Annotated in this window: 14 protein-coding genes; 6 read left to right on the top strand and 8 right to left on the bottom strand. The window is 41.5% G+C overall.

Translation table 11 applies throughout. The annotated features are described in order from the left end of the window. Positions 1-5 precede the first annotated feature (5 nt). Entirely contained in the window at positions 6-779 is a 774-nt protein-coding gene (locus tag CJ305_RS03805) for a M90 family metallopeptidase (RefSeq protein ID WP_099644929.1), read from the bottom strand. A 236-nt stretch (positions 780-1015) separates the two neighbouring features. On the opposite strand from CJ305_RS03805, the gene CJ305_RS03800 reads away from it, so the two are divergent. From CJ305_RS03800 to CJ305_RS03785, 4 genes are all read left to right on the top strand, one after another. After that, positions 1016-1381, top strand: a complete 366-nt coding sequence (locus tag CJ305_RS03800; RefSeq protein ID WP_099644928.1) for a DUF2200 domain-containing protein — start codon at positions 1016-1018, stop codon at positions 1379-1381. A gap of 120 nt (positions 1382-1501) precedes the next feature. Then, positions 1502-2404: a cation diffusion facilitator family transporter gene (locus CJ305_RS03795; RefSeq protein ID WP_099644927.1), complete on the top strand. Its 903-nt coding sequence runs from the start codon at positions 1502-1504 to the stop codon at positions 2402-2404. Between the two features lie 201 nt (positions 2405-2605). Then, entirely contained in the window at positions 2606-5026 is a 2421-nt protein-coding gene (locus CJ305_RS03790; protein ID WP_099644926.1) for a TonB-dependent receptor, read from the top strand. A 158-nt stretch (positions 5027-5184) separates the two neighbouring features. Then, a complete protein-coding gene (locus CJ305_RS03785) occupies positions 5185-6312 on the top strand; it encodes a PepSY-associated TM helix domain-containing protein (protein WP_099644925.1) in 1128 nt (375 codons plus the stop codon). A 201-nt stretch (positions 6313-6513) separates the two neighbouring features. Here the strand turns inward: CJ305_RS03785 and CJ305_RS03780 are convergent, their stop codons facing one another. Then, a complete protein-coding gene (locus CJ305_RS03780; RefSeq protein ID WP_189319378.1) occupies positions 6514-7998 on the bottom strand; it encodes a cellulase family glycosylhydrolase in 1485 nt (494 codons plus the stop codon). Positions 7999-8441: 443 nt separating this feature from the next. On the opposite strand from CJ305_RS03780, the gene CJ305_RS03775 reads away from it, so the two are divergent. Beyond that, positions 8442-10139 (top strand): hypothetical protein, encoded by a 1698-nt coding sequence (locus CJ305_RS03775; RefSeq protein WP_099644923.1) that lies wholly within the window; start codon positions 8442-8444, stop codon positions 10137-10139. A gap of 116 nt (positions 10140-10255) precedes the next feature. Further along, a complete protein-coding gene (locus tag CJ305_RS03770) occupies positions 10256-11281 on the top strand; it encodes a hypothetical protein (RefSeq protein ID WP_099644922.1) in 1026 nt (341 codons plus the stop codon). A gap of 205 nt (positions 11282-11486) precedes the next feature. Here CJ305_RS03770 and CJ305_RS03765 read toward each other — a convergent pair whose 3' ends face one another. The 6 genes from CJ305_RS03765 to CJ305_RS03740 form a co-directional block, all read right to left on the bottom strand. Continuing rightward, positions 11487-11822, bottom strand: coding sequence for a hypothetical protein (locus tag CJ305_RS03765; protein WP_099644921.1), 336 nt, complete (start codon positions 11820-11822; stop codon positions 11487-11489). Between the two features lie 28 nt (positions 11823-11850). Beyond that, positions 11851-13557, bottom strand: coding sequence for a glycoside hydrolase family 5 protein (locus CJ305_RS03760; RefSeq protein ID WP_099644920.1), 1707 nt, complete (start codon positions 13555-13557; stop codon positions 11851-11853). 21 nt (positions 13558-13578) lie between these two features. Beyond that, on the bottom strand, positions 13579-15306 hold the full coding sequence (locus CJ305_RS03755; RefSeq protein WP_099644919.1) for a Calx-beta domain-containing protein: 1728 nt from the start codon (positions 15304-15306) through the stop codon (positions 13579-13581). Positions 15307-15571: 265 nt separating this feature from the next. Next, positions 15572-16981, bottom strand: a complete 1410-nt coding sequence (locus CJ305_RS03750) for a sulfatase (protein ID WP_099644918.1) — start codon at positions 16979-16981, stop codon at positions 15572-15574. Beyond that, the gene (locus CJ305_RS03745; protein ID WP_099644917.1) at positions 16974-18767 is read right to left on the bottom strand and encodes an alpha-L-fucosidase; all 1794 of its coding nucleotides are present in this window, start codon (positions 18765-18767) and stop codon (positions 16974-16976) included. The genes CJ305_RS03750 and CJ305_RS03745 overlap by 8 nt, the downstream gene beginning before the upstream one ends. A gap of 75 nt (positions 18768-18842) precedes the next feature. Further along, on the bottom strand, positions 18843-20528 hold the full coding sequence (locus CJ305_RS03740) for a sulfatase family protein (RefSeq protein ID WP_099644916.1): 1686 nt from the start codon (positions 20526-20528) through the stop codon (positions 18843-18845). Between the last annotated feature and the right edge of the window lie 53 nt (positions 20529-20581).

Raw genomic sequence — 20581 nt, 5'->3', positions numbered from 1 at the left:
TCATTTTACTTCTTTTGAATACGGAAACAATCCGTGAGCATTTTATACAGCTCGGGATGCTGAACCCGCATTCGGTTAGGCTGCTCAAAAAAGTACTCAGAAGCCACGGCAAAGAATTCAGCCTCGTTAGTACCTCCATAACTACGTATATCAGACTGATCGGCATTAATTTCTTCCATCTCTTTATGAATACGTTTCAGCCAAGGCACAACATAGCGGTGCTCAATTAAGCGTTCAGGAACCCCATCGGTAACCCCGTCTACCTTATCAATTAAGTGAACAAACTCATGAATCCCGGTATTTTGCAAGTCCCGTTTACGCTCAAAACCCTCGTGCAGCGCTTTTCGGGATAAAATCATCTGATGTTCAAAACGGCCTGTACCTACCATTCCGGCTATAAAGCGCTCTTTGTGATCGGCGTCAAAATCTAAATCCTCATTAAAATGATCGGGATAAATCAACACCGTGCTCAGGTTGGTATAATGCCATTCACTAAATGCAAACACCGGTATGACGGCACTCGAAGCAACCAAAACCGTATCCAGTTCATCGGGTTCAAAATCAACTCCTTCAATATAGGTTTCGCTTAAAAAAGTCATGACGCGTTGTTGAAACCGCTTTTGTTCGGGCTCAGACAGTTCTTTATAAAAATGTACATGATCAACTAAAAGTTGATGCCAGTTTGCAGGAAAAGCTTCTTTTTTTCGGGATCGGGTGCGGGTAAAAGCGTAGATCACAAAAACAATTAAAACAAGAGCGATAGGTAATGCCAGACTCATAGGTGGATATCAAAAGAGACAAGTTTAGTGATTAATTTTACTAAATCCTGATTTTGATATTGGCTTTTCGGGTTTCAGAAACGTAAATACCTTGAATTGAAATCGATCTGACTGAATGAACCTCGTTAATTAAGCGACGCATTGATGAGCTAAACGCGGAATATCAGAATTTCAAGTAATAGAATCAGACAGGTAATTATTCCAGATATTTGTATTTTCAGGGATAAACATAAACGATGAATCAGCCTTCTAAAACCGATGAACGCATTACTACTATGTCTTTCGCTTCGGTATACCCGCACTATGTGACCAAAGTAGAAAAAAAGGGAAGGTCCCGTAAAGATTTACACGCAGTGATTAGCTGGCTTACGGGATATGATGATGCTGCACTAACCCATCACATCAACCAGAAGTCTAGTTTCCAGACGTTTTTTGATCAGGCAGATTTGAACCCTAACGCCCATTTAATTACCGGTGTCATTTGTGGCTATCGCGTTGAAACTATTGAAAACCCCCTGACTCAAAAAGTGCGTTATCTGGATAAACTGGTTGATGAACTGGCAAAAGGCAAAACCCTTGAAAAAATTCTGCGGAAATCTTAAGCAGAACTACAAACCCCCGTTTCTGACAACCGTGCGTATTTTTAGATAGATTAACAAATTATCTGAGCCTTCCTGAAATAAATAAAATAGGTTTGTTATGCAGTTATATCTTCAGGATTTATGGCAAACACCCCCGAAAAATCGGCTGTTAAAGCAATCTATTTCAGCATCATAGGCAATACGTTGCTGGCTGCCGTAAAGTTTTTGTCGGGTATTTTTGGCAACTCCTACGCCCTTATCGCAGATGGTATTGAGTCTACCGCAGATATCTTTTCTTCTTTTTTTGTCCTGATTGGGTTTAAATACGCGCAGCGCCCACCTGACGAAAATCATCCTTACGGTCACTCGCGCATAGAACCCCTGATCACTTTTCTGGTTGTGGCGTTTCTGGTCACATCGGCGACCGTAATCGCCTACGAAAGTATTGAAAACATCAGAACACCTCATAAAGTGCCGGAAGCCTGGACGCTTATTGTTCTGGCAGTTATTATCATCTGGAAAGAAGGCTCCTATCGTTATGTGATGCGCAAAAGCAAGGAGACTAACAGTTCGTCGCTTCGCGCAGATGCCTGGCATCATCGCAGCGACGCGGTTACTTCGGTTACTGCTTTTATTGGTATTTCGATCGCTTTGGTATTTGGAAAAGGATTTGAGACTGCTGATGACTGGGCTGCCCTGTTTGCTTCGGCATTTATCCTGTATAATGCATATCTTATTTTCAGGCCTGCTTTGGGCGAAATTATGGACGAACACCGCTATGACGACGTGGTTGAAAACATACGTGAGGTTGCACTTACCGTCAAAGGCATTAAAGGAACCGAAAAATGCTTTGTACGCAAAGCGGGAATGAAGTACCTGATTGAACTGCACGCCATTGTAGATGGTGAAATTAGCGTAAACAGGGGGCATGTTTTGGCTCATAAACTTCAGGATAAATTACAGGAAGAACTACCCGAAATCTCACACATTACCATTCACATTGAACCCGAATGTGACAAACCCCACTCCCATCAGCTTCGGTAACAAGAAAAATTTAAAAATTTCTTTATTTAAAATTTCAGTATAATGTACTGACATTAAATAGTCTGTAACCCCGCATTAGCGCTCAGATCACCTTCTGAAAAAGATTTCTATTTAGAATTTATCTAAATAATTTGGATGGAATAAACGTAGACAATACATTTGCCAAAACTAATTATTTGTAACAAGTCTAAATAAAAACAAATGAAGATTCTACTTCCAACCTTAATGCTTTTTCTGAGTAGTTGGTGCTATTCCCAAAATGTAAACTTACAAGGCACCGTCACCGATAATACCGGAAGAGCCCTTTCTGGAGTAAACGTGTTTCTAAAAGGAACAACTTCAGGAACACAAACCCAAACTGACGGAACATTCAAAATTTCTAATCTCGAGGCTTCAGATTATACCCTCGTGCTCTCGTATCTGGGCTACCGCACTAAAGAAATCACAGTTGCACTTACAGATGCGCAATCTGGCGATCTGGGCACCTTAGTCATGTACGAGGGAAACGAAATTCTCAATGAAGTGGTGATTGACGGGGAGCGCCGTAATAAGTTCTCCCGTAGAAAAACAGCTTATGTTGCAAAACTGCCGCTTAAAGACCTTGAAAATACACAGGTTTACAGCACCATAACCAACGAATTATTGCAATCTCAGGTAGTGACTAATTTTGACGATGCGCTTAAAAATGCAACGGGCGTTGAACAATTGTGGACTTCTACCGGAAGAGGTGGTGATGGCGCAGGTTACTATTCGCTACGCGGATTTTCGGTGCAGCCACAACTTGTAAATGGTCTTCCCGGTCTTACTAACGGAACCATCAATCCCGCAAATATCGAACGTATTGAGGTTCTTAAAGGGCCTTCTGCAACACTCTTTGGCAACGCGGTTAGTTCGTATGGCGGCCTCATCAATGTAGTGACCAAAAAACCTTACGCGGGTACAGGTGGTGAACTTTCCTTTACCTCCGGCTCATACGGATTCAATCAAGTGGTGGGAGATTTCAACACCGCTTTAAGCGAAAAGGATCAAATCTATTTTAGACTGAATACGGCCTATACCACTTCCCAAAGCTTTCAGGATGCCGGTTTTAGAAAATCATACTTTGTGGCTCCTTCCCTTTCATACCGCGTAAATAACCGCTTGTCGTTTTCATTTTATGGTGAAATCACACAGGCCGAACAAACCAATCCTACCTTTTTATTCTTAAACCGAAGTGCTCCCTCAAGAGCAGCAAATTTGGAAGAGTTGGGCTACAACAACAAGCTCTCCTTTACCAGTAATGATTTATCACTTAAAAATCCTACTCAGAACTACCGTCTTGAAATGGACTACAAATTGTCTGATGCCTGGCAGTCGCAGACCTTGTTGTCGAAAAGCAATACTTCAACTAACGGGTATTACTCCTACCTTTTTGATTATGGCCGCTTAGAAGGAACCACGTTTTCCAGACAGATCAATAAGCAGAATGCGAATACCCAAACCACCGATATTCAACAGAATTTTAATGGGGATTTCAAATTGGGCAGCATTCGCAACCGGGTACTTTTGGGTATAGACTACTTTAATGAAACCCAAACCGATAACAGTACCGGTTACGCATTTTTCGGGAATGTAACAGCCAATGGCGAGACCAGTGGTGACAACCCCTTTACCCCTGAAGTCGAAACTACCGCCTATCCCCTTTCTACAGCAGCTGTAGATGCCGCGCTGGCAAACGCCGGGGTAAACAACATAAAATCTACCTATCACATATACAGCCTCTACGCATCAGATGTGATTAATTTTACCGATCAATTATCAGCAATGGTAGGTCTGCGCCTCGATCATTTTGATAATGAAGGTAACCTAAACGTTGCTGACGATGATTACAATCAAACTACCTTTTCACCCAAAGCGGGAATCGTGTATCAGCCTATCAAAGACCAGCTTTCGGTGTTTGCTAATTACCAAAATGGTTTTACCAATGTTGCTCCGCAGCTGGTAGGTGATCCCGCAGAAGGACAGCAAACCTTAAAAGTCTTTGATCCTGAACAGGCCAATCAGATGGAATTTGGTGTCAAAACCAATCTTTTTAATAATCGCCTGAATGCCACGCTGAGCTATTATGATATCACGGTAAAAGACCGGGTCATAACCGATCCTGAATCCCCTTTTAACCGAATTCAGGGAGGTGAAGTGACCAGTAAAGGCTTTGAAGTAGAAATTAATGCCAACCCGGTTAAAGGTTTAAATATCAGAGGCGGATACAGCTTTAACGACAGTAAAACCACCAAATCTGATAATGAAAACCTTGTCAACCTTAGACCTCTGGAAGCCGGTCCTGAGACACTTTATAATTTTTGGGCTAATTATGAATTTCAGCAAGGAAAACTGGATGGTTTTGGTCTTGGGTTTGGATTTAACGGAGCCAGCGAACGTCCTACCATTATCTATGGTCCTTCTACCGAATTTGTGCTACCCGCATATACCGTTGCCAATGCATCAGTCTTTTATCAGGCCAATCAATACCGCATTGCATTAAAACTGAATAATGCTTTTAATGAAGAGTATTATAAGGGATGGACGACTATTAATCCACAACAACCCAGAGCTCTTCTGGCCAATGTTTCGTATACTTTTTAAATTATCAGACGAGGCTGTCTAAAAAGCAGGGTAATGTCATATTGAGCTTGTCGAAATAGTTTCAACCTACCGATTATCACGATCGGTTTCGACAGGCTCAACCTGACAACTCAAGCTACTAAGACTTATTAGACAGTGTCGTTTTAAAATTTCTATACATGACTTTTAAAAAATTTATTTTTCAGCTTCATAAAATACTCGGCCTGATCACGGGTATTGTCGTTTTTATTGTTGCGGTAACAGGTTGTTGCTGGGTTTTCAGGGATGAGGTAGAAAGTCTGTATGATGATTATAAGACCGTAGCACCACAAGACCGGGCGATGATCACCCCTACGATGATCAAGACCGAAGCTTCAGCAATTTTTCCTGAAAACACCATTCACGGGGTGGTTTTTGGGAAGGCCGATGAGGCGATAGAGGTCATTTTTTACGATGGAGATCCTGAATTTTATCAGAGCATTTTTCTAAATCCCTATTCGGGCGAAGTCCTAAAAATTAAAGATCACTTAAGCGGTTTTTTTGCTTTCATCCTTAAAGGACATATGCGGCTTTGGTTCCCAAAAGGAATTGGGGAACACGTGGTAAGTACTTCCATTTTACTGTTTATACTCATCATTATATCGGGTTTTATTCTTTGGCTACCCAAAAAACGTAAAAATCTCAAACAGCGCTTAAAGTTTGACTGGAAGAAAACCACCCGCTGGAAACGCAAAAATTTTGACCTGCACACTGTTGTGGGCTTTTACATTTGCACCTTTGCATTGGTACTCGCCTTTACCGGTTGTGTGGTATCCTACAACTGGCTTAAATATGTGGTGTATAAAACGGCAGGCGGCGATAAGGTGGCAGCTTTTATAATTCCAAAAAATCAGGAGCCCAACCGGGTTTCTGAAAATACCTTTGCTCCTATTGACACCCTGATGGTCAAACTTAAACGGGAATCGCCTGAAGCTACGGCTTACGAATTGCATTATCCAAATACGCCGGACGAAAGTATCTACGTCGAAATCACAAACAGCAAGGGTGTATATTACAATAACGATTACCGGTTTTTTGACCAAAACACGTTGGAAGAACTGGAAACACCCGGTGTGTATGGTAAGTATGAAGATGCCGAATTTGCCGAAAAACTGCTTCGTATGAATTACGACATTCACGTGGGAGCCATTGGTGGTATCGCCGGAAAGATTATCGCGTTTCTGGCCAGTTTGATCACGGCCAGTCTTCCGGTCACCGGAGTATTGTTGTGGTACGGGCGCAAGTATAAAAAGAAACGCCGACCATAATGCGTTCAGCCTTTTAAAAAAAGACATTGGCTAAATACAACGAAATGTTACGATCAGTTTTCAGATAAATACTATAAGCTTCCTGACGCCCGGTATGACACTGAGTTTAATGGGCTGGTAGGCCATTATTCCTCATTGCCACTTCCTTTGGTTTTAAATTACTTTGTGTAGACACTATTTTATAGCCATTTGAGATATTCTTTAATAGCTATTCAGATAGTTTACTTTAAAGGAAGCTATCTCAAAGTCTGTAAAATCTGCTTGGGTTTGGGTCAGAACTTTTGCGCTGCCGTCAAAGGAATCCCCACTATACACCGTAACTTCAAAATCAAACGGAATCATCATAGATCTTGAAGTTTTATAGAGCCCCAGGTTTTTTAATGCTGCCGCATCATAGTTACCCGGTTGTAAGCGCGTGCCACTGCCGTTATAGTAACTGTCTTTGTAAAGGGCAATGGTCCTGGGGTCTAAAATCGCATCCCGTACCGGAATACCTGCTGCGTCTGAAGTGACATTAAACCATTTTTGGTTCTCATAATCGTAATACTTGTTTCCGGCATTTATAGACCAGGGTATTTGAGCGGCATCGAGTTCGCGGGTCATAAAACTTGCAAAAGCCACTTGTTGGGGTATCGTAAAATCATTGCCTTTATTGTAGTTACCGGCCATCCAGGCGCCAACCCAGGTTTTATAACCGGTTTTTTGCATCCAGTCTAAGGCTGTTTGAATGGGTTGCTTAACATTATCGCGCTCCATAGCGGTAGAACCATCATTCCAGTATTTTTTATTTCCCACCGTCGTATTTGGACCTGCAGCGTAAAAATGCCATTCAGCCATTGTATACTTATCATCTTCCCCGGGAATCTTAAGATTTTCCAATTGTTCTGGATCTGATATTTTTACCGGTGGAAAAATTACAATACGATGCGGATTGCTCTCACGTATGGCTTTAAGCACATCTACGTAAAACGAATTCATCGCAGTAAAGTTATCCTTATAGTTTCCGGATATTTCAATGAGAATATTAAACGTGAGCTCATCGGGATAGTCTTTAAAATACGCTGCCATAGTACGCCACCAGGTAACTAAATGTTCACGTGCTTCAGCATCAGTTGCGGCCTCTTCTTCAAGAAATTTACCCTGATAGGCTAAAATGGGATAAATCCCATGCTTCAAACAATGATCTACCTGCATTTTTAAACGGTTCAGAAATTCAGCATCGGGATTACCTTCTCCCATTCGAATGCGTACATTCTTAAAACCTGCTGCAGCAAAGTCAATCACAGCCTGCTCGCTGTACAGATTCATATACTTTGTGAACTCAGACCAGGTAACATCAAAACCCTTACCTAAATCAGCCACAAAATCTTCGGGTAGTAAATGCGCTGCGGTATCTGATTCTGTTTCTTCGACTTGAGTAAACTGTGCGATTAAGGTAATGTTCTTTTCAACAAGCGTATTGAAATCAAAAAGAACCCCGTCTAAATACCAACCATCAAAAGTGAATCCCTCTTTAACAAGATCTGCAGGTTTCGTGGCACGACTTCCAGTTTCCAGTTCCTGCGCAGCAATTACATTTAGGTTGCCTTCTACATTAAAGGTCAGCGTGACCAGAGGTGCTTCCGTTTCTTCTTCAGTTTCAGTGATAGATTCATCAGTAGAACAGGAGCAAAATACTAAGGACAAAAACAAAATAAGGTAGCGAAAATAAAAGACTCGTTTCATGGGATACAATGAGGGATTACAAGGTCATAATTAACCAGAAACGAAAAGTAGTAACCGAAACCTGAAGAGCAAAGACCTTTGATTATGAGCGGTAGCTTTTTGTCAATTTTTAAACCTTTTTAAACCGAATAGCTCAGTTCAACTAAAAAACTAACAGTTTTATCCATAATAAAGAGATTTCAAAAAATTGATATTAAATGTACCAATAACGCATATAAATGCTTGATTTTTTGAAAGATAGACAAATCCTGAACGCTTTCTGACGAAAATTAGACCTCTCTAAAACCTGATAAAAGCACCTTTGTAACCGAAGAATCGTGTAAATCGCAACACATTACGAAAACGTTGTACCCGGAGCTTCAACATTTAATTTGTAAATCAACTTTTAATTAAAACTAAAAATTATGAAGACACTTAGACGTTCTTTCTTAACCCTGGCAGTTTTTGCATTGGTGCTCACTTCCTGCTCAAAAGATGATGGAGACTCTACGGGCGAAGTCAAAGGAATGGTAAACTTTGGCACCGTTCTGCAAGATCTGGTTACTAAATCTAAAAAAGGAAAAGGTCCGTTGACTGACATTCCAGATTGTTCTGGAGAAACTCCGGCTTATGCAATGGTCGTTGTAGAAGGTCCCGAAAATGTCGGAACTCTGGCAGAGCCGTTCCGAGTAAACATCAACCCTACTCCTTTTGATCAGGATGGAGATGGTATTACCGAGTTTGTTACGGTAGAAACTACGCAATTAAGCGTACGTGCAGGTAGTTATTCCCTTACCTATTTTGCCGTTTACGATGCTTCTGACAATCCGATCTGGGTTGCACCACAGGCAGAGACCGAACTGGCTAACTTTGTTCCGGAAGCTTTACCTCTATCGTTTGAAGTAGCCGGTGGTGAAGATAATTATGTGCCGGTAGATGTATTGTGTTTTGACAATCGTAATCTGCTTGATTATGGTGCTATTTATTTCGCCCTCATCCCTAACCAGGCAATTGAATTTTGCATCAAAGGTAACTATTGCGATGCTGGTACTACCTATGATGCCAATTTTAGCGTAAATATCTGGACCGGGACAGACAACACGGGAAACGTATTGTATGCTGCTGAAGCTAACGCGGCGGGTGCGCCTCTATGCCTGCCTATGCCAGACTTGAGCGGGGAAGATTCTTATTATTTAGAATTGACACTTGAAGATAATCTGGATACCTACGGTGATATTGAAAACGTAATAATCAGACGGGGAGTTTTTACCGATGCTGACATCAAAGCACTTTTTGAAGGAGCTACTGATGTGTATCCCTTTGTATTTAATCAGGGCTGCGGTTTAGATGATAAGCCAACACTTTTTGAAGTGGTAGATGCAGGAACAACACCTCCCGGAGATACTGATCCTTCAGGTTTAACCTTGCCTTACATTGAAGACTTTGAAGCTTATGATGCCACAAGTATTGTTGCTCCTTATGACAGCTACTTAACTTTCGTATTCCCGGCTCAATCTGCAGAAATAGGAAAAACCATTTCTTTAGATCGTAATACCGGTAACTATGCCGGCCCTATAGCAAACAGACCTAATATCAACGATGGTACCGCACCGGTTTCAAATGCAGGAATGGATTTCTTCTTCAATGCAGGTACAAACACCGGTACTGATGACACAGCCATAGGAAATACGTATGTGATTGATAACGCAATCGTAAGTCCGCAATTTGCAGCTACTGCAACAGATGTTATCGACTTTACTATGGAAATGCAGTATACTTTTGGTGGCGGAGAAAACACCCAGCAGGTTGAATACTGGTATTCTACTACCTATGACGGCAGCTCACAACCTGATCTTGGTACAAACTGGACACTTATCGACTTTACTGCCTTAGATAGCGGAAACTTTGATCCGGCCAACGACCCTTCCGGAACTGATGAAACTGCTCAGGAAATGGCAGATCAGGGAACCAGCGGTCAAATGTGGAAAGTAAAAGAAGCTACTTTCACTCCAGGAGGATCATTCTATCTATTGGTTCGTTACAAAGGAGATATCATCAAAACGGCTTCAAACCGGGATCGAACCCGTTTCCGTTTTGATAACCTTACAGTTGAAAAACAGTAATACATTAGATTTAAAAAAAAAGCTGCCCGGTAAAAAGGGCAGCTTTTCTATTTAAACCGCAAATACAAAAACTTTTCGTTTAGAATCAAAAATCTCATTAACTAATCTTTTTTATTATGAACATTAAATTACCACTCAAACGATTGAAATTTCCTTTAATAGTTGCGGGAATCTTTAGCATTTACTCCTGCCAACCTGAAGAAGACTTAAGTCTGGAAAGCTCAGAAATGGTTACGCAACAGGACAGCGCAGAACTGCGTAAAGGAAATGGAACCCGGACAGCCGTTTACGTATCAGGATTTCAACAAATCATACCCAACCATTTCATAAAAATGACTTTGAACGACGGCTTTAGCAGTCTGTATTACATAGCAGAAGATTTTAATGAAACTCAGGGTGGCAATTATGTCTTAGACTATGTGGATGCCGGTGGTACGGGTATGGACGCTTACCCTAATATCACGATAGGTAGCAGTAAAGCCTCAGGTACGTATTATGTTTCTGACCCCGAAGCTGTTGGAATGCCGGTTCAAATCCAAGACATTCCAGCTACGATGAATTTTGTGTTTGAAACTTCACAGGCCAATGCCTTAGACGCTGAAGATAAATGGATGGCCTCTATCAATTTTATTTTTGATAGTTATGGTACTGCAGACTCAGAACCCGATAATTCCCTACGGGATTATGATCTGGTTGTGATGCACGAATCGCATAATTTTAATGATAGTATTGAAGACAATCCCAAAATTGAAACTACCGAACGCCTCACCTATTGGTATTTTGCACGCAATGCTGATTTAAGTATCAAGCCTTACGTCATCAGATACAAAGGGAAAGATTACACCTATGCTGTACGTTATAAATTCTTTGCCAATCAGGGATCTAAAGACGAAAAAGTACACGTTAAGTTTATCCCTTACGGACCAAATGGTACACCACCACTCGTACGGGTCAACGTTAAAGATATTGTTGCTGCGAGTAAATCTTATTATCAATACGCTAACCTTCCACAAGCGGAACGGGATTTAGCCGATGCAAAAGTGGCGAAATCCGACGCCTGGATTAAATCAATTAATTTGGGATATGAAGTCTACAAAGGTGAGTCTCAATTGCGTATCAATCAGTTTAAAGTACATCTTTAAAAGAATTCCCTTTCACCTCTAAATTTAAAACCCGTCCCTTATTGCCGGGTTTTTCCTGCTTATTCCCCTGCCGCTTTAGAGCAAAGTAATCAGTACGTGCCTTTATATTTCCTATTTACATTTCCCCATACTAAGATACTAGGGCATAAAAAAACCTCCCGTTTCCGGAAGGTTCTTCTTCAATTAAAAATATAAGCAATCAAACTTATTCATCTTTACCGGCTCTGCGAGCTTTGCGCTGTTCTTTGGTCAATATTTCACCAAAAATACGCTTGTTGTATTCCTTTCGAGCCTCTTTCATTTCCTCCTGATCCCCGTCGTTTTTCCGCACCTTTTTCATAGCTGTAAGCATTTCGGTATAAATGGCAGATAATTGCTCCTTTTGTTCATCAGACAAAGCCAGTGAAGCATCTCCGGCAATAATCTGTGCATTAAGTTCTTCGGTCTTTTCTGCTGCTTTTTCTTTGATCTTGTCCGATTGTGCGTGAGCGCTAATACTCATTCCGCCAATTAGTAATAAGGTAAAAAGTAATTTTTTCATAATTCGTTGTTTTTAATGTGTTATTAATTTAATTCAAGATTTCTACTGTAAAATCGTCAAACCAGTAATTACCGGCCTGACTTCCGCAAATCAATTGAAATTGAATTTCCAGAAGATCTGCAGGTAAATCATAGTCAAAACTATAAGTCTGGTACGCGTTACTGAGATTAAGCGTAGGTGAACCGTTGTAGGTGGTTGCTGTAACTCCTGTTGCCTTTAAACGCATTTTAAATACCTGAGCGGCCGTCTCTGCTTTTGCGGTGCAACTTATGCGTAAGCGCTTACCAGCCCATTCCTGTCCGGCACTAGTTGTATTGTTTAGGATGACATCATTCAGATTTGCAGTACTGCTGACCTGCAAATTTATAGTTGTGCTTCCCTGGGCTACATCCTGTGGCTCTGCAGACTGTAGAATAGCATCAGCGCCGTTTTTGGCAAGTAGAGACCAACCTGTATCAGTTCCACATTCTATATCTGCATTGGCAATAAACTGTGATGCGGTACAAAAGTCCTGTATACCAAGCACTGCGTTTTTTACTGAATTTACCCAGCTTCGATCATCGGCCCGGTAAATGGTCTTGTTTGATTTATGCCCGGCGTCCCAAACGGTGCAGGCAAATCCGCGTGCCAGTGCAGCATCTGCAATATAACTGTGGTATGCTTCCCGTGCGGCTTCAGTGGGACCACCGAAAGCACCGCACTGCCCTGTGTCATAATTAAAACCACATACGTTATCCGCACCAAATTCTCCTAAAAGCACCGGCTTATTTACTGTTTGTGCCCAACTTTCAACCGCATCAAAATGCGTGTTAACTAAATTGATATCGGTTTGAGATCCCCAGTCAAACACATTGTTATTTTCTTTTGAAGAACTGGTGAATTTAAACGGAATGTAATAATGAAAGGTTGCAATAAGATGCTCATCGCTGTTTAAAAAGCTGTTATTCATTTGCAAAGGAGCTTCCCAGCTATTTTTACCACCACCGGTCACAACGACGTTACGCGTAGGGTTTGTCTCCCTGATAATACGAAGCATTTCGCTATTGATAAAATCAACTTCCTGAGCACTCATAGAGAAATACGCCTCATTCATAATTTCAAAAAGCAGATTTTCAGAATAGCAGGCAAAGCGGTTAGAAATTGCCTTCCAGATCGCCCTGAAACGATCTTCGGCAGCGAGACGCTCATTACCGGTTTTGTAATACGTACTTCCCACATCATAACTTTCCCAGAACCAGTGATCCCCATGCACATCAATTATTGCAATAAGGTTTTCGCCCATAGCCCAGGTGATAACCTGTTCGATACGGTCTAAATAGGCGCTGTCAACCTGAAAACTATCAGGCGAAGCAATATACTTTCCACCATTATTCTCATAATTCACATCTGCGAGGGCAGTCGTGTAGGTATCAAAACGAATGGGAATACGCACCGTTTTAAAACCTGCTGCGGCAACATCCTGAAAGTAGGTTTGCTCAACAGGCAAAGCCCAATTCCCTTCAACAGGAGCACTGAGTACATTACCCAGATTAATCCCTCTGCCCATACGGGCTACCATATCAAATGGATTAATAGCAGGAACACTACACGCGGGTTCCTGAGGCTGGTTTCTCGCTTTTGCAGATGCATCCTCAACGTTAGAATCTGCTAAAGATTCAGAAGATTCCGATGTTGAACATCCAAAGGATAATAGCAGCACTACAAGAAACCAAAATATGTTGACAACGTTTTTCATGGTTTGAGGTTTATACTTTTATTACTTAGAGTTTACCTGAAAATTATCGCAACGCCATTGTACCACATTATTGGCATCGGTTACCTCCTGTTTTATGCGTACCGCAACGTAAAAATTAGCTGAAGGATTTATATCGAATGCTCTTCTTGAAAATTGTGTACGCCCTATCCCCTCTCCCTCTAAACTAGCGGCTGTAACTGTTTCCAGAGCATTCCATTCGTTCTCATTCCAGGTACCATTACCGGTGTAGCTATCAGACCAGTAGAGCGTTACCTCAGAGATATTCTTATTAGACCCTGTTACAAAAGCCACATCATAAGAAATGCTCATCGCTCCCTGGGCTTCCTGAACAGGAGTAATGGTTGCGTTATCTAACAGACCATTTCCTTCCTGATCGTTACGGTAAAAGATTTGTATACCATAGTCGCTAGTACCACTCACATCTGCAAGAGCAGGATATTCGCCGGCACGATTGTGTGTGTCAAAGACTTTGCTGGCACTAAAGTCCTGATCAATAAGTACAGTCTGGAATCCCAGATCTGCCAGAGGCGACCCACTCTCAAAATCTTCCGCAAAACTGTAAGGGGTGGCGGCATCATTATCAGTCAGGGTAAACGTTTGTTGCTGAAGGTCTACTCCCGCGCCTAAACCTCCGGTAATATTGGTTATGGTCAACGTTATTTCTTCATCATCTTCGGTAGCGGTATCGTCAACCAGTTCAAGATCGATGCTTGCAGAAGTCGCTCCGGCAGGAATTACCAGTTCATAAGGCGCAGTAGATGACCCATTAAGGGTATAATCAGTTCCTATAGCGGCAGACCCTCCTGCGGTAATTGTAACCGTACTTTCAGTAGAGGTGGCTTCAGATAATACAAAATTCAACGTAACGGTTCGGTCTGCTTCAGTAAAGCTTGAAGGGTTTGCGTTACTAAAATCAATAACCGGGTTGGGCGCCGCATCATCGTTCACAATGGTTACTTCGATGGTATTCACAGTACCTACTGAAAGACCACCTGAAACCTCTATGACTTCAAAAGTGACCATTTTATCGGCATCAAAAGTCGTGTTATCAATAGGAACTAATTCGAAGGAAGCCGAAGTCGCCCCAGCAGGCACATCAATTATAAAATTTGAAGCATCCTCACCGGCTATGGTGTAATCGGTCCCATAGACTGCATCTCCAGACCCACTAACAGTTATGCTACCTCCATTTGTTGTAACCTGATCAAAAGTGAAGTTTAAAACCAGGTTACTCGTTGAATTCTCTGTGATGCTTGCGGTTTCGGTTTCAAAATCTACAAAAGCCACCAGCGGATCATCATCATCTAAAATGGTAAAATTGATTTGGGTGGACTCACCTAAACTCAAACTACCGGTAGCATTACTGAGTTGTATCGTTAAATTCTTATTGGCTCCTATGTTTTCATCATCTACAGGCGAAATGGTGAAGGTAGAAACCAGCGTACCCGGTTCAATATCTACCGTAAAATTAGCGCTACCGGCATTGGTTGTATAATCGTTGCCGTAATCTGCTCCGGTAATCGATACGTCAACCGTACCGCCACCATGAAGCGGATTGTCTAAACCAATGTTTAAGGCCAAAGCCTGACTGGCGTTTTCAACTTCGCGTATCTCCGAAATGGTGAAAAACACTTCAGCGGTACCGTTAGTTTCCTGCATAAGTTCGTCTTCACAGGAATACAAAGTGCTTGCAAAAATTGATAGTATAAGTAAAAATCTAAAGTTCATAATGGTCGTTTGTATTAATTGAACACATTCAAATTTCTTAATTCAAAGCCCGAAGAAGGTTTAAAAAGCATCAGGATAGGTTCGTTTTGCGTAATTCCGATTTATTTTACTGTATTTCAGTTATTTATACCTTAAAAAAAGACTTTTAAATTATACGTAAGTACCAATCTATAACGAAATAGTATACCTATCAGAAATCAATATAGGCGAATTAAGCATAATACTAACTCAAACTTTTGAAGGAAAAACCAGCCCTGATATTTTTTTACTTTTTATCATACGCCGGGTTTCGTAACGGTTTCTCGTATGATGTTTCATTTTTCCAGCGCTCCAGACGTTGTTGTAATTCTTTTAATTTCGCCGGGAACTCGGAAACAACATTGTTTTGTTCATAAGGGTCTGTATTCAGATTAAAGAGTGTGTAGTTGCCGGTTTCGATGTCTTCGGTCATTTTATAACCATCCATCTGAATAACATTTACCCAGCTTGAAGCAAATGTCTCACTACGCTCACTCCAACGTGCGTAATTGGTATACTCCCAAATTAAGGCATCTCTTAAGCTTTTTTGACTGCTGCCATAGAGTATGGGAGTAAAGTCCTCTCCGTCTAAAATATAATTCTGAGGAGTATTCACTCCAGTAAGACCTAAAATTGTTGGATAGAGATCGACGTGGATTATAGGCTGAGCACTTGACGAACCGGGTTTGATTTGACCCGGCCATCTAAAAATATAAGGGACACGTATTCCCCCTTCAAGAGTCTCGCCCTTTGAACCGCGATAAGGCTTGGTAAAAAGATTTCCTTCGGTGCGATAGTGACCATTATCACTCACAAATAGGACTATTGTATTTTCTTCAATACCTAAAGTCTTTAAACCATTGAGCAATTGTCCCACGTTTTCGTCAAGGCTTTTTATCATGGCCAAAACTTTAATTTCATCAACTCCTAAATCCTCAGTTTTGTATTTCGATTTAAAATAAGAAAGGTATTCGGGCTTAGGTTCTAAAGGCTTATGCACTAGATAGTACGGTACATAAGCGAAAAATGGCTTATTCTGTTCAACACTTTGGTTTATAAAAGAAAGGGTTTGTTGCGTAATAAAATCTGAAGAATATGCTGAATGATCTACTCCCTCTTGATGAGGAGTTGTTTTAAAATTATAATGCCCGGTAATCTCATAGCCTACGTCAAAACCCTGATTTTGTGGAAGAAGTTCATTCTTACCTAAATGCCACTTACCGAATGATGCGGTAAGGTAACCTGCCTGCTTTAAGGTTTCGGCTATTGTGACTTTATCGAGACTTAAGCCTTTACCACTACCTTTTACCGAATTTATGGGCGGTGGTAAAAAGCGCATATTTCTGAACGTTTCGGGGTCATTTTTATAGCGGTCTGCCACGCGATACACTTTATGCCGTGGTACATACTGCCCAGACAGTATACTTGCTCGTGATGGCGCACAGGTTGGGTCATTAGAATAGCCATTTGCAAAGTGCATTCCTTCATTAAAAAGTTTATCAATATTTGTGGATTCAACGAGAGGATTACCATAACAGTTTAGGGCGTTGATACCAAGGTCATCTGCAAGAATGAACAATACATTGGGCTTGTGCTTATCTTGAGCCAAAAGCATTTGGGAAAACAGTACTAAAAAATGAATGAAACTCTTATTCATAAATATTGAAAGCGGTTATTTGAGTCTGATATTTCGATTCTAATATGCGCAGTTGAATCCCATAAACTGGATTCCCATTTAACTTGATACGCAAACCTTCTCCTATGTAATTTCCTGTATAAATTGTAGACCATTTGTCATTTTGGTCTTTAGAAAGCAGCTCAAATTTTGAAACAGAATGCGAGCGCATATTTTCACTAATGAGAACCGTTTCGATGGGTTTGGGTTTATTTAAATGAAGCTTAAGAGCAGGATTCTGATCAGATTGATGTGGTTGCCACCAGGATTTTAGATGAATACCCTCGCTAAAAATATTTCCTTCCACTTCATAAATTACCTCAGGTTCATTTCCTGACTTAGCAAAAGAGGAAGCCTCTATTTGAAAATTTTCAGAACCTATAGCTTTTGCTTCCCAGGTTTTAATTCGTTCCAGGTTTTCTGGATTTTTGGTCAGTACGAGTTTAACGATATTATCTATATTTCTGCTAAATGCTTCCGACTCAAAATACAGTTTTAAATCAGTATCGCTTATTTCAAATCCTTGGTAGCCCGGTGTCACACCTTGTACCGATTTTAGTGAAACTGGTAAAGCGGGTAAGCTAATTACTGGTTTCGTATTGGTTGCGAATTTTTGAAGAACGTGAATATAGAGGGTATCACCTGCTTGCGTAGAAGCTCCATAATCTCCGCCCACATAAATTCCACGTCGGGTATTTCTGAGTGTTTCCCCATATTCTTTAATCCAGTCTCCTACCCGCCTTGCCTGTGCTGCTTCTTCGGCTACAAATTCTCCTTTACCATTAGGCCCAAGATTTAATAATAAATTACCTCCGTTACCGGCAACCTGAATCAACATTCCTAATATGGTCTCTGCAGATTTAATGGGTCCTTTAGGGCTGTAAAGCCATTTATCGGTCATCGTAAGACAAGCTTCCCAGTACCTGTGATGGTCTATAGGACCCAAGCTTTGTTCTGGAGTATCATAATCCCCACGATCTGCTAATGGCCAATCAAAACCTGTACGGGCATTGCTAATAAGTCCCGGTTGCCAAAACTTCATATCCTTAAGCACGTGATACGAATCCCATTGCCAGTATTTGGTGGCCAAATGATCCCAAAAAACACCATCTATCTTACCATATTCAGTGAAGAGCTGCTTAATATGAGATTTCATGTAAGGCAAATAATTTTCGTAATGCTTCTCTCGTAAATTATCAGGATGCACCCAATCTGGCTGTGAATAGTACCAGAATAGTTTAACCCCGGCTTTGTGAGCAGCATCTGCGAGCTCTTTGCAGATATCCTTGCCGTATGGGGTGTGCATTATGGTATAATCCGTGTTATGGGCATCAAAAAAAGCGAAACCATCATGATGCTTTGCTGTAAAGACAATATATTCTGCTCCCCAGTCCTTTACTTGTTGCATCCATTTATCGGCATCAAAATTTACAGGATTAAATTGCTTGTATAAATTATCATAGATATCGGGATCTATACCTTTATTTGCAGGTTTACCGGCTCCCGGTCTCTCCCCATTTCTTCCCCAACTCAACACGTTAGTTTCGAGTAATGCAGGTCCCCAATGTACGAAGATTCCCAGCTTTGCATCTTTAAACCAGTTCATCTCCTCCTCTGTAGCATACAATTCCTTTTGTTGATTTTCAGTGACATAAAAGGAAGAATCTGGTGCAGGAAATTGCCACTGCTCTTTGTAACCGGCTTTTTTCTGTCCAAAGGCAAGGCTGATACAAAGTAGTAAACAAGAGAAAGTATAGCTGAGTTTCATTTTTTAATGAGATTAATCAAATTTGCAGCTGTCTTATTCATATAGTTCTTTAAGCCTATTTATAGTCCACTCGAATCAAAACTGCTCGCTTTTTATTTCGCTTTCGCGGAAACCAATACGTTGCGCCATCGTGTACAACACCTGTCCTTTTTTGACCGCTATGGGCTCAAAATACACCTGCCAGCCGCTGTTAAAATCCAGATTAGTGATGGGTCCTTCTGAAAGAATATAGGCAACCGAAGCACCCTGAGTTTCTGAAGCAAGGTTTACTTCCGTTTTTCCGTTTGTCTTTGTGGTAGTCAGGCTTACAGCTTCCGTCACGGGTTGTTCAAAACCGGGCCACATTTGCTCAATCAATTGGGCTTCAGGCATCATCCCATAATCCATATGTTGATCTCTAAATTCCAGCAAGGCTGCGCGCATACGCTTGCGTACCTCAGCATATTTGGGATCGTCAATCAGGTTATTCATAGTATGTGGGTCTGCATTCACATCGTACAACTCATCGGCAGTACGAGTGTTAAACCAGGCTTCCTGGGCTTCGTTTAAGCCTTTAGACTTATATAATTGCAGTAATTCCTGCATCATCGGGATTTGCAAGCGGTAGCTGATGTCCTTATACCAGGTTTTTTCCGGAAAATCATTCATCACATACACATACTGCTTGTCAAAAACTGCCCGCGAACGGTCGGTGATCTCATCAAAACGGTCTGAAGTTCCAAAGACATATTGCCGGGGCGCTTCATCCTGCGCTCCCATAAAGGCTTTACCCTGTATGTAATCGGGAATCTCAACACCGGCAAGGTTTAGCACCGTTGGTGCCAAATCCACAAAAGAAATCAACCGATCGGTTCGACCGGTGGTTCCGCTGACGTTTTTGACCATAAACGGCACGTGGAGGCCACTCTCATAGATTTCGCGTTTTTGGCGTGGTAAAGGTCCGCCGTGATCGCTGTAAAAGAAAATGATGGTGTTGTCGTATAGTCCATCCTCCTTAAGCTGAGCGATGAGTTTACCTACCTGCTTATCAAGCAATTCGATGTTGCTGTAATTGCGTGCCACATCGGTGCGAGAAGTTTCGGTATCGGGATAATACGGCGGTAAAGGCACGCTGTCTGTATTTACAGTTAGCGGTAAATCGGCATTTTTCCAGATTTTGCTTTCGTGGGTTACGTCAAAATTAAAGACCGAGAAAAACGGCTGCCCTTCTCCCCGATTGCGCCAGTGCGCATCGTTGCTGTTTTGGTCCCAAACCGTAACCGGAATAGCAAACTGATAGTCTGTTTTTTGATGGTTTGTGGTGAAATAGCCTGCTTTTCTCAGGTATTCGGGAAAGCCGCGTACATATTCCGGAATAACCGCAGCGTACTCCCTAATCGAATCCCCCGCCAGGTCTACCCGACCAACAGATTTGCTATACTCCCGTGTACCCCAGGATTGAATATCTCGACCGGTACGCATATGCATAGTTCCCAGACTTGTAGGATACATCCCGGTAACGATAGCCGAGCGTGATGGGGCACAAACCCCAACTACCGAATAAGCCTTGTCATAAATCAAGCTCTCTCTAGCCAGCGCATCCAGATTAGGTGTTTGTGCGGTAGAATCGCCATACATAGACAATGTAGGGCTGATGTCTTCGGTTACAATCCACAAAATATTGGGCCGTTGCATTGCAGAAACTTCTTCACCTGGTGTTTCAGTCTGCGATTTGCAGGAAGCGATTAGTGTTAGCGCCGTTAAAAGAGCAAAAAATCTCATCTGGTTAAAAATTTATTGGGGTGACGTTAGTAATGTATCCTATAAAAAAGATT

This window comes from Leeuwenhoekiella nanhaiensis, assembly GCF_002744755.1.
In the GTDB taxonomy this organism is placed as follows: Bacteria; Bacteroidota; Bacteroidia; order Flavobacteriales; family Flavobacteriaceae; genus Leeuwenhoekiella; species Leeuwenhoekiella nanhaiensis.
Note: the sequence above shows the minus strand (reverse complement) of the source record. Positions and strands in the feature narration are given on the sequence as shown.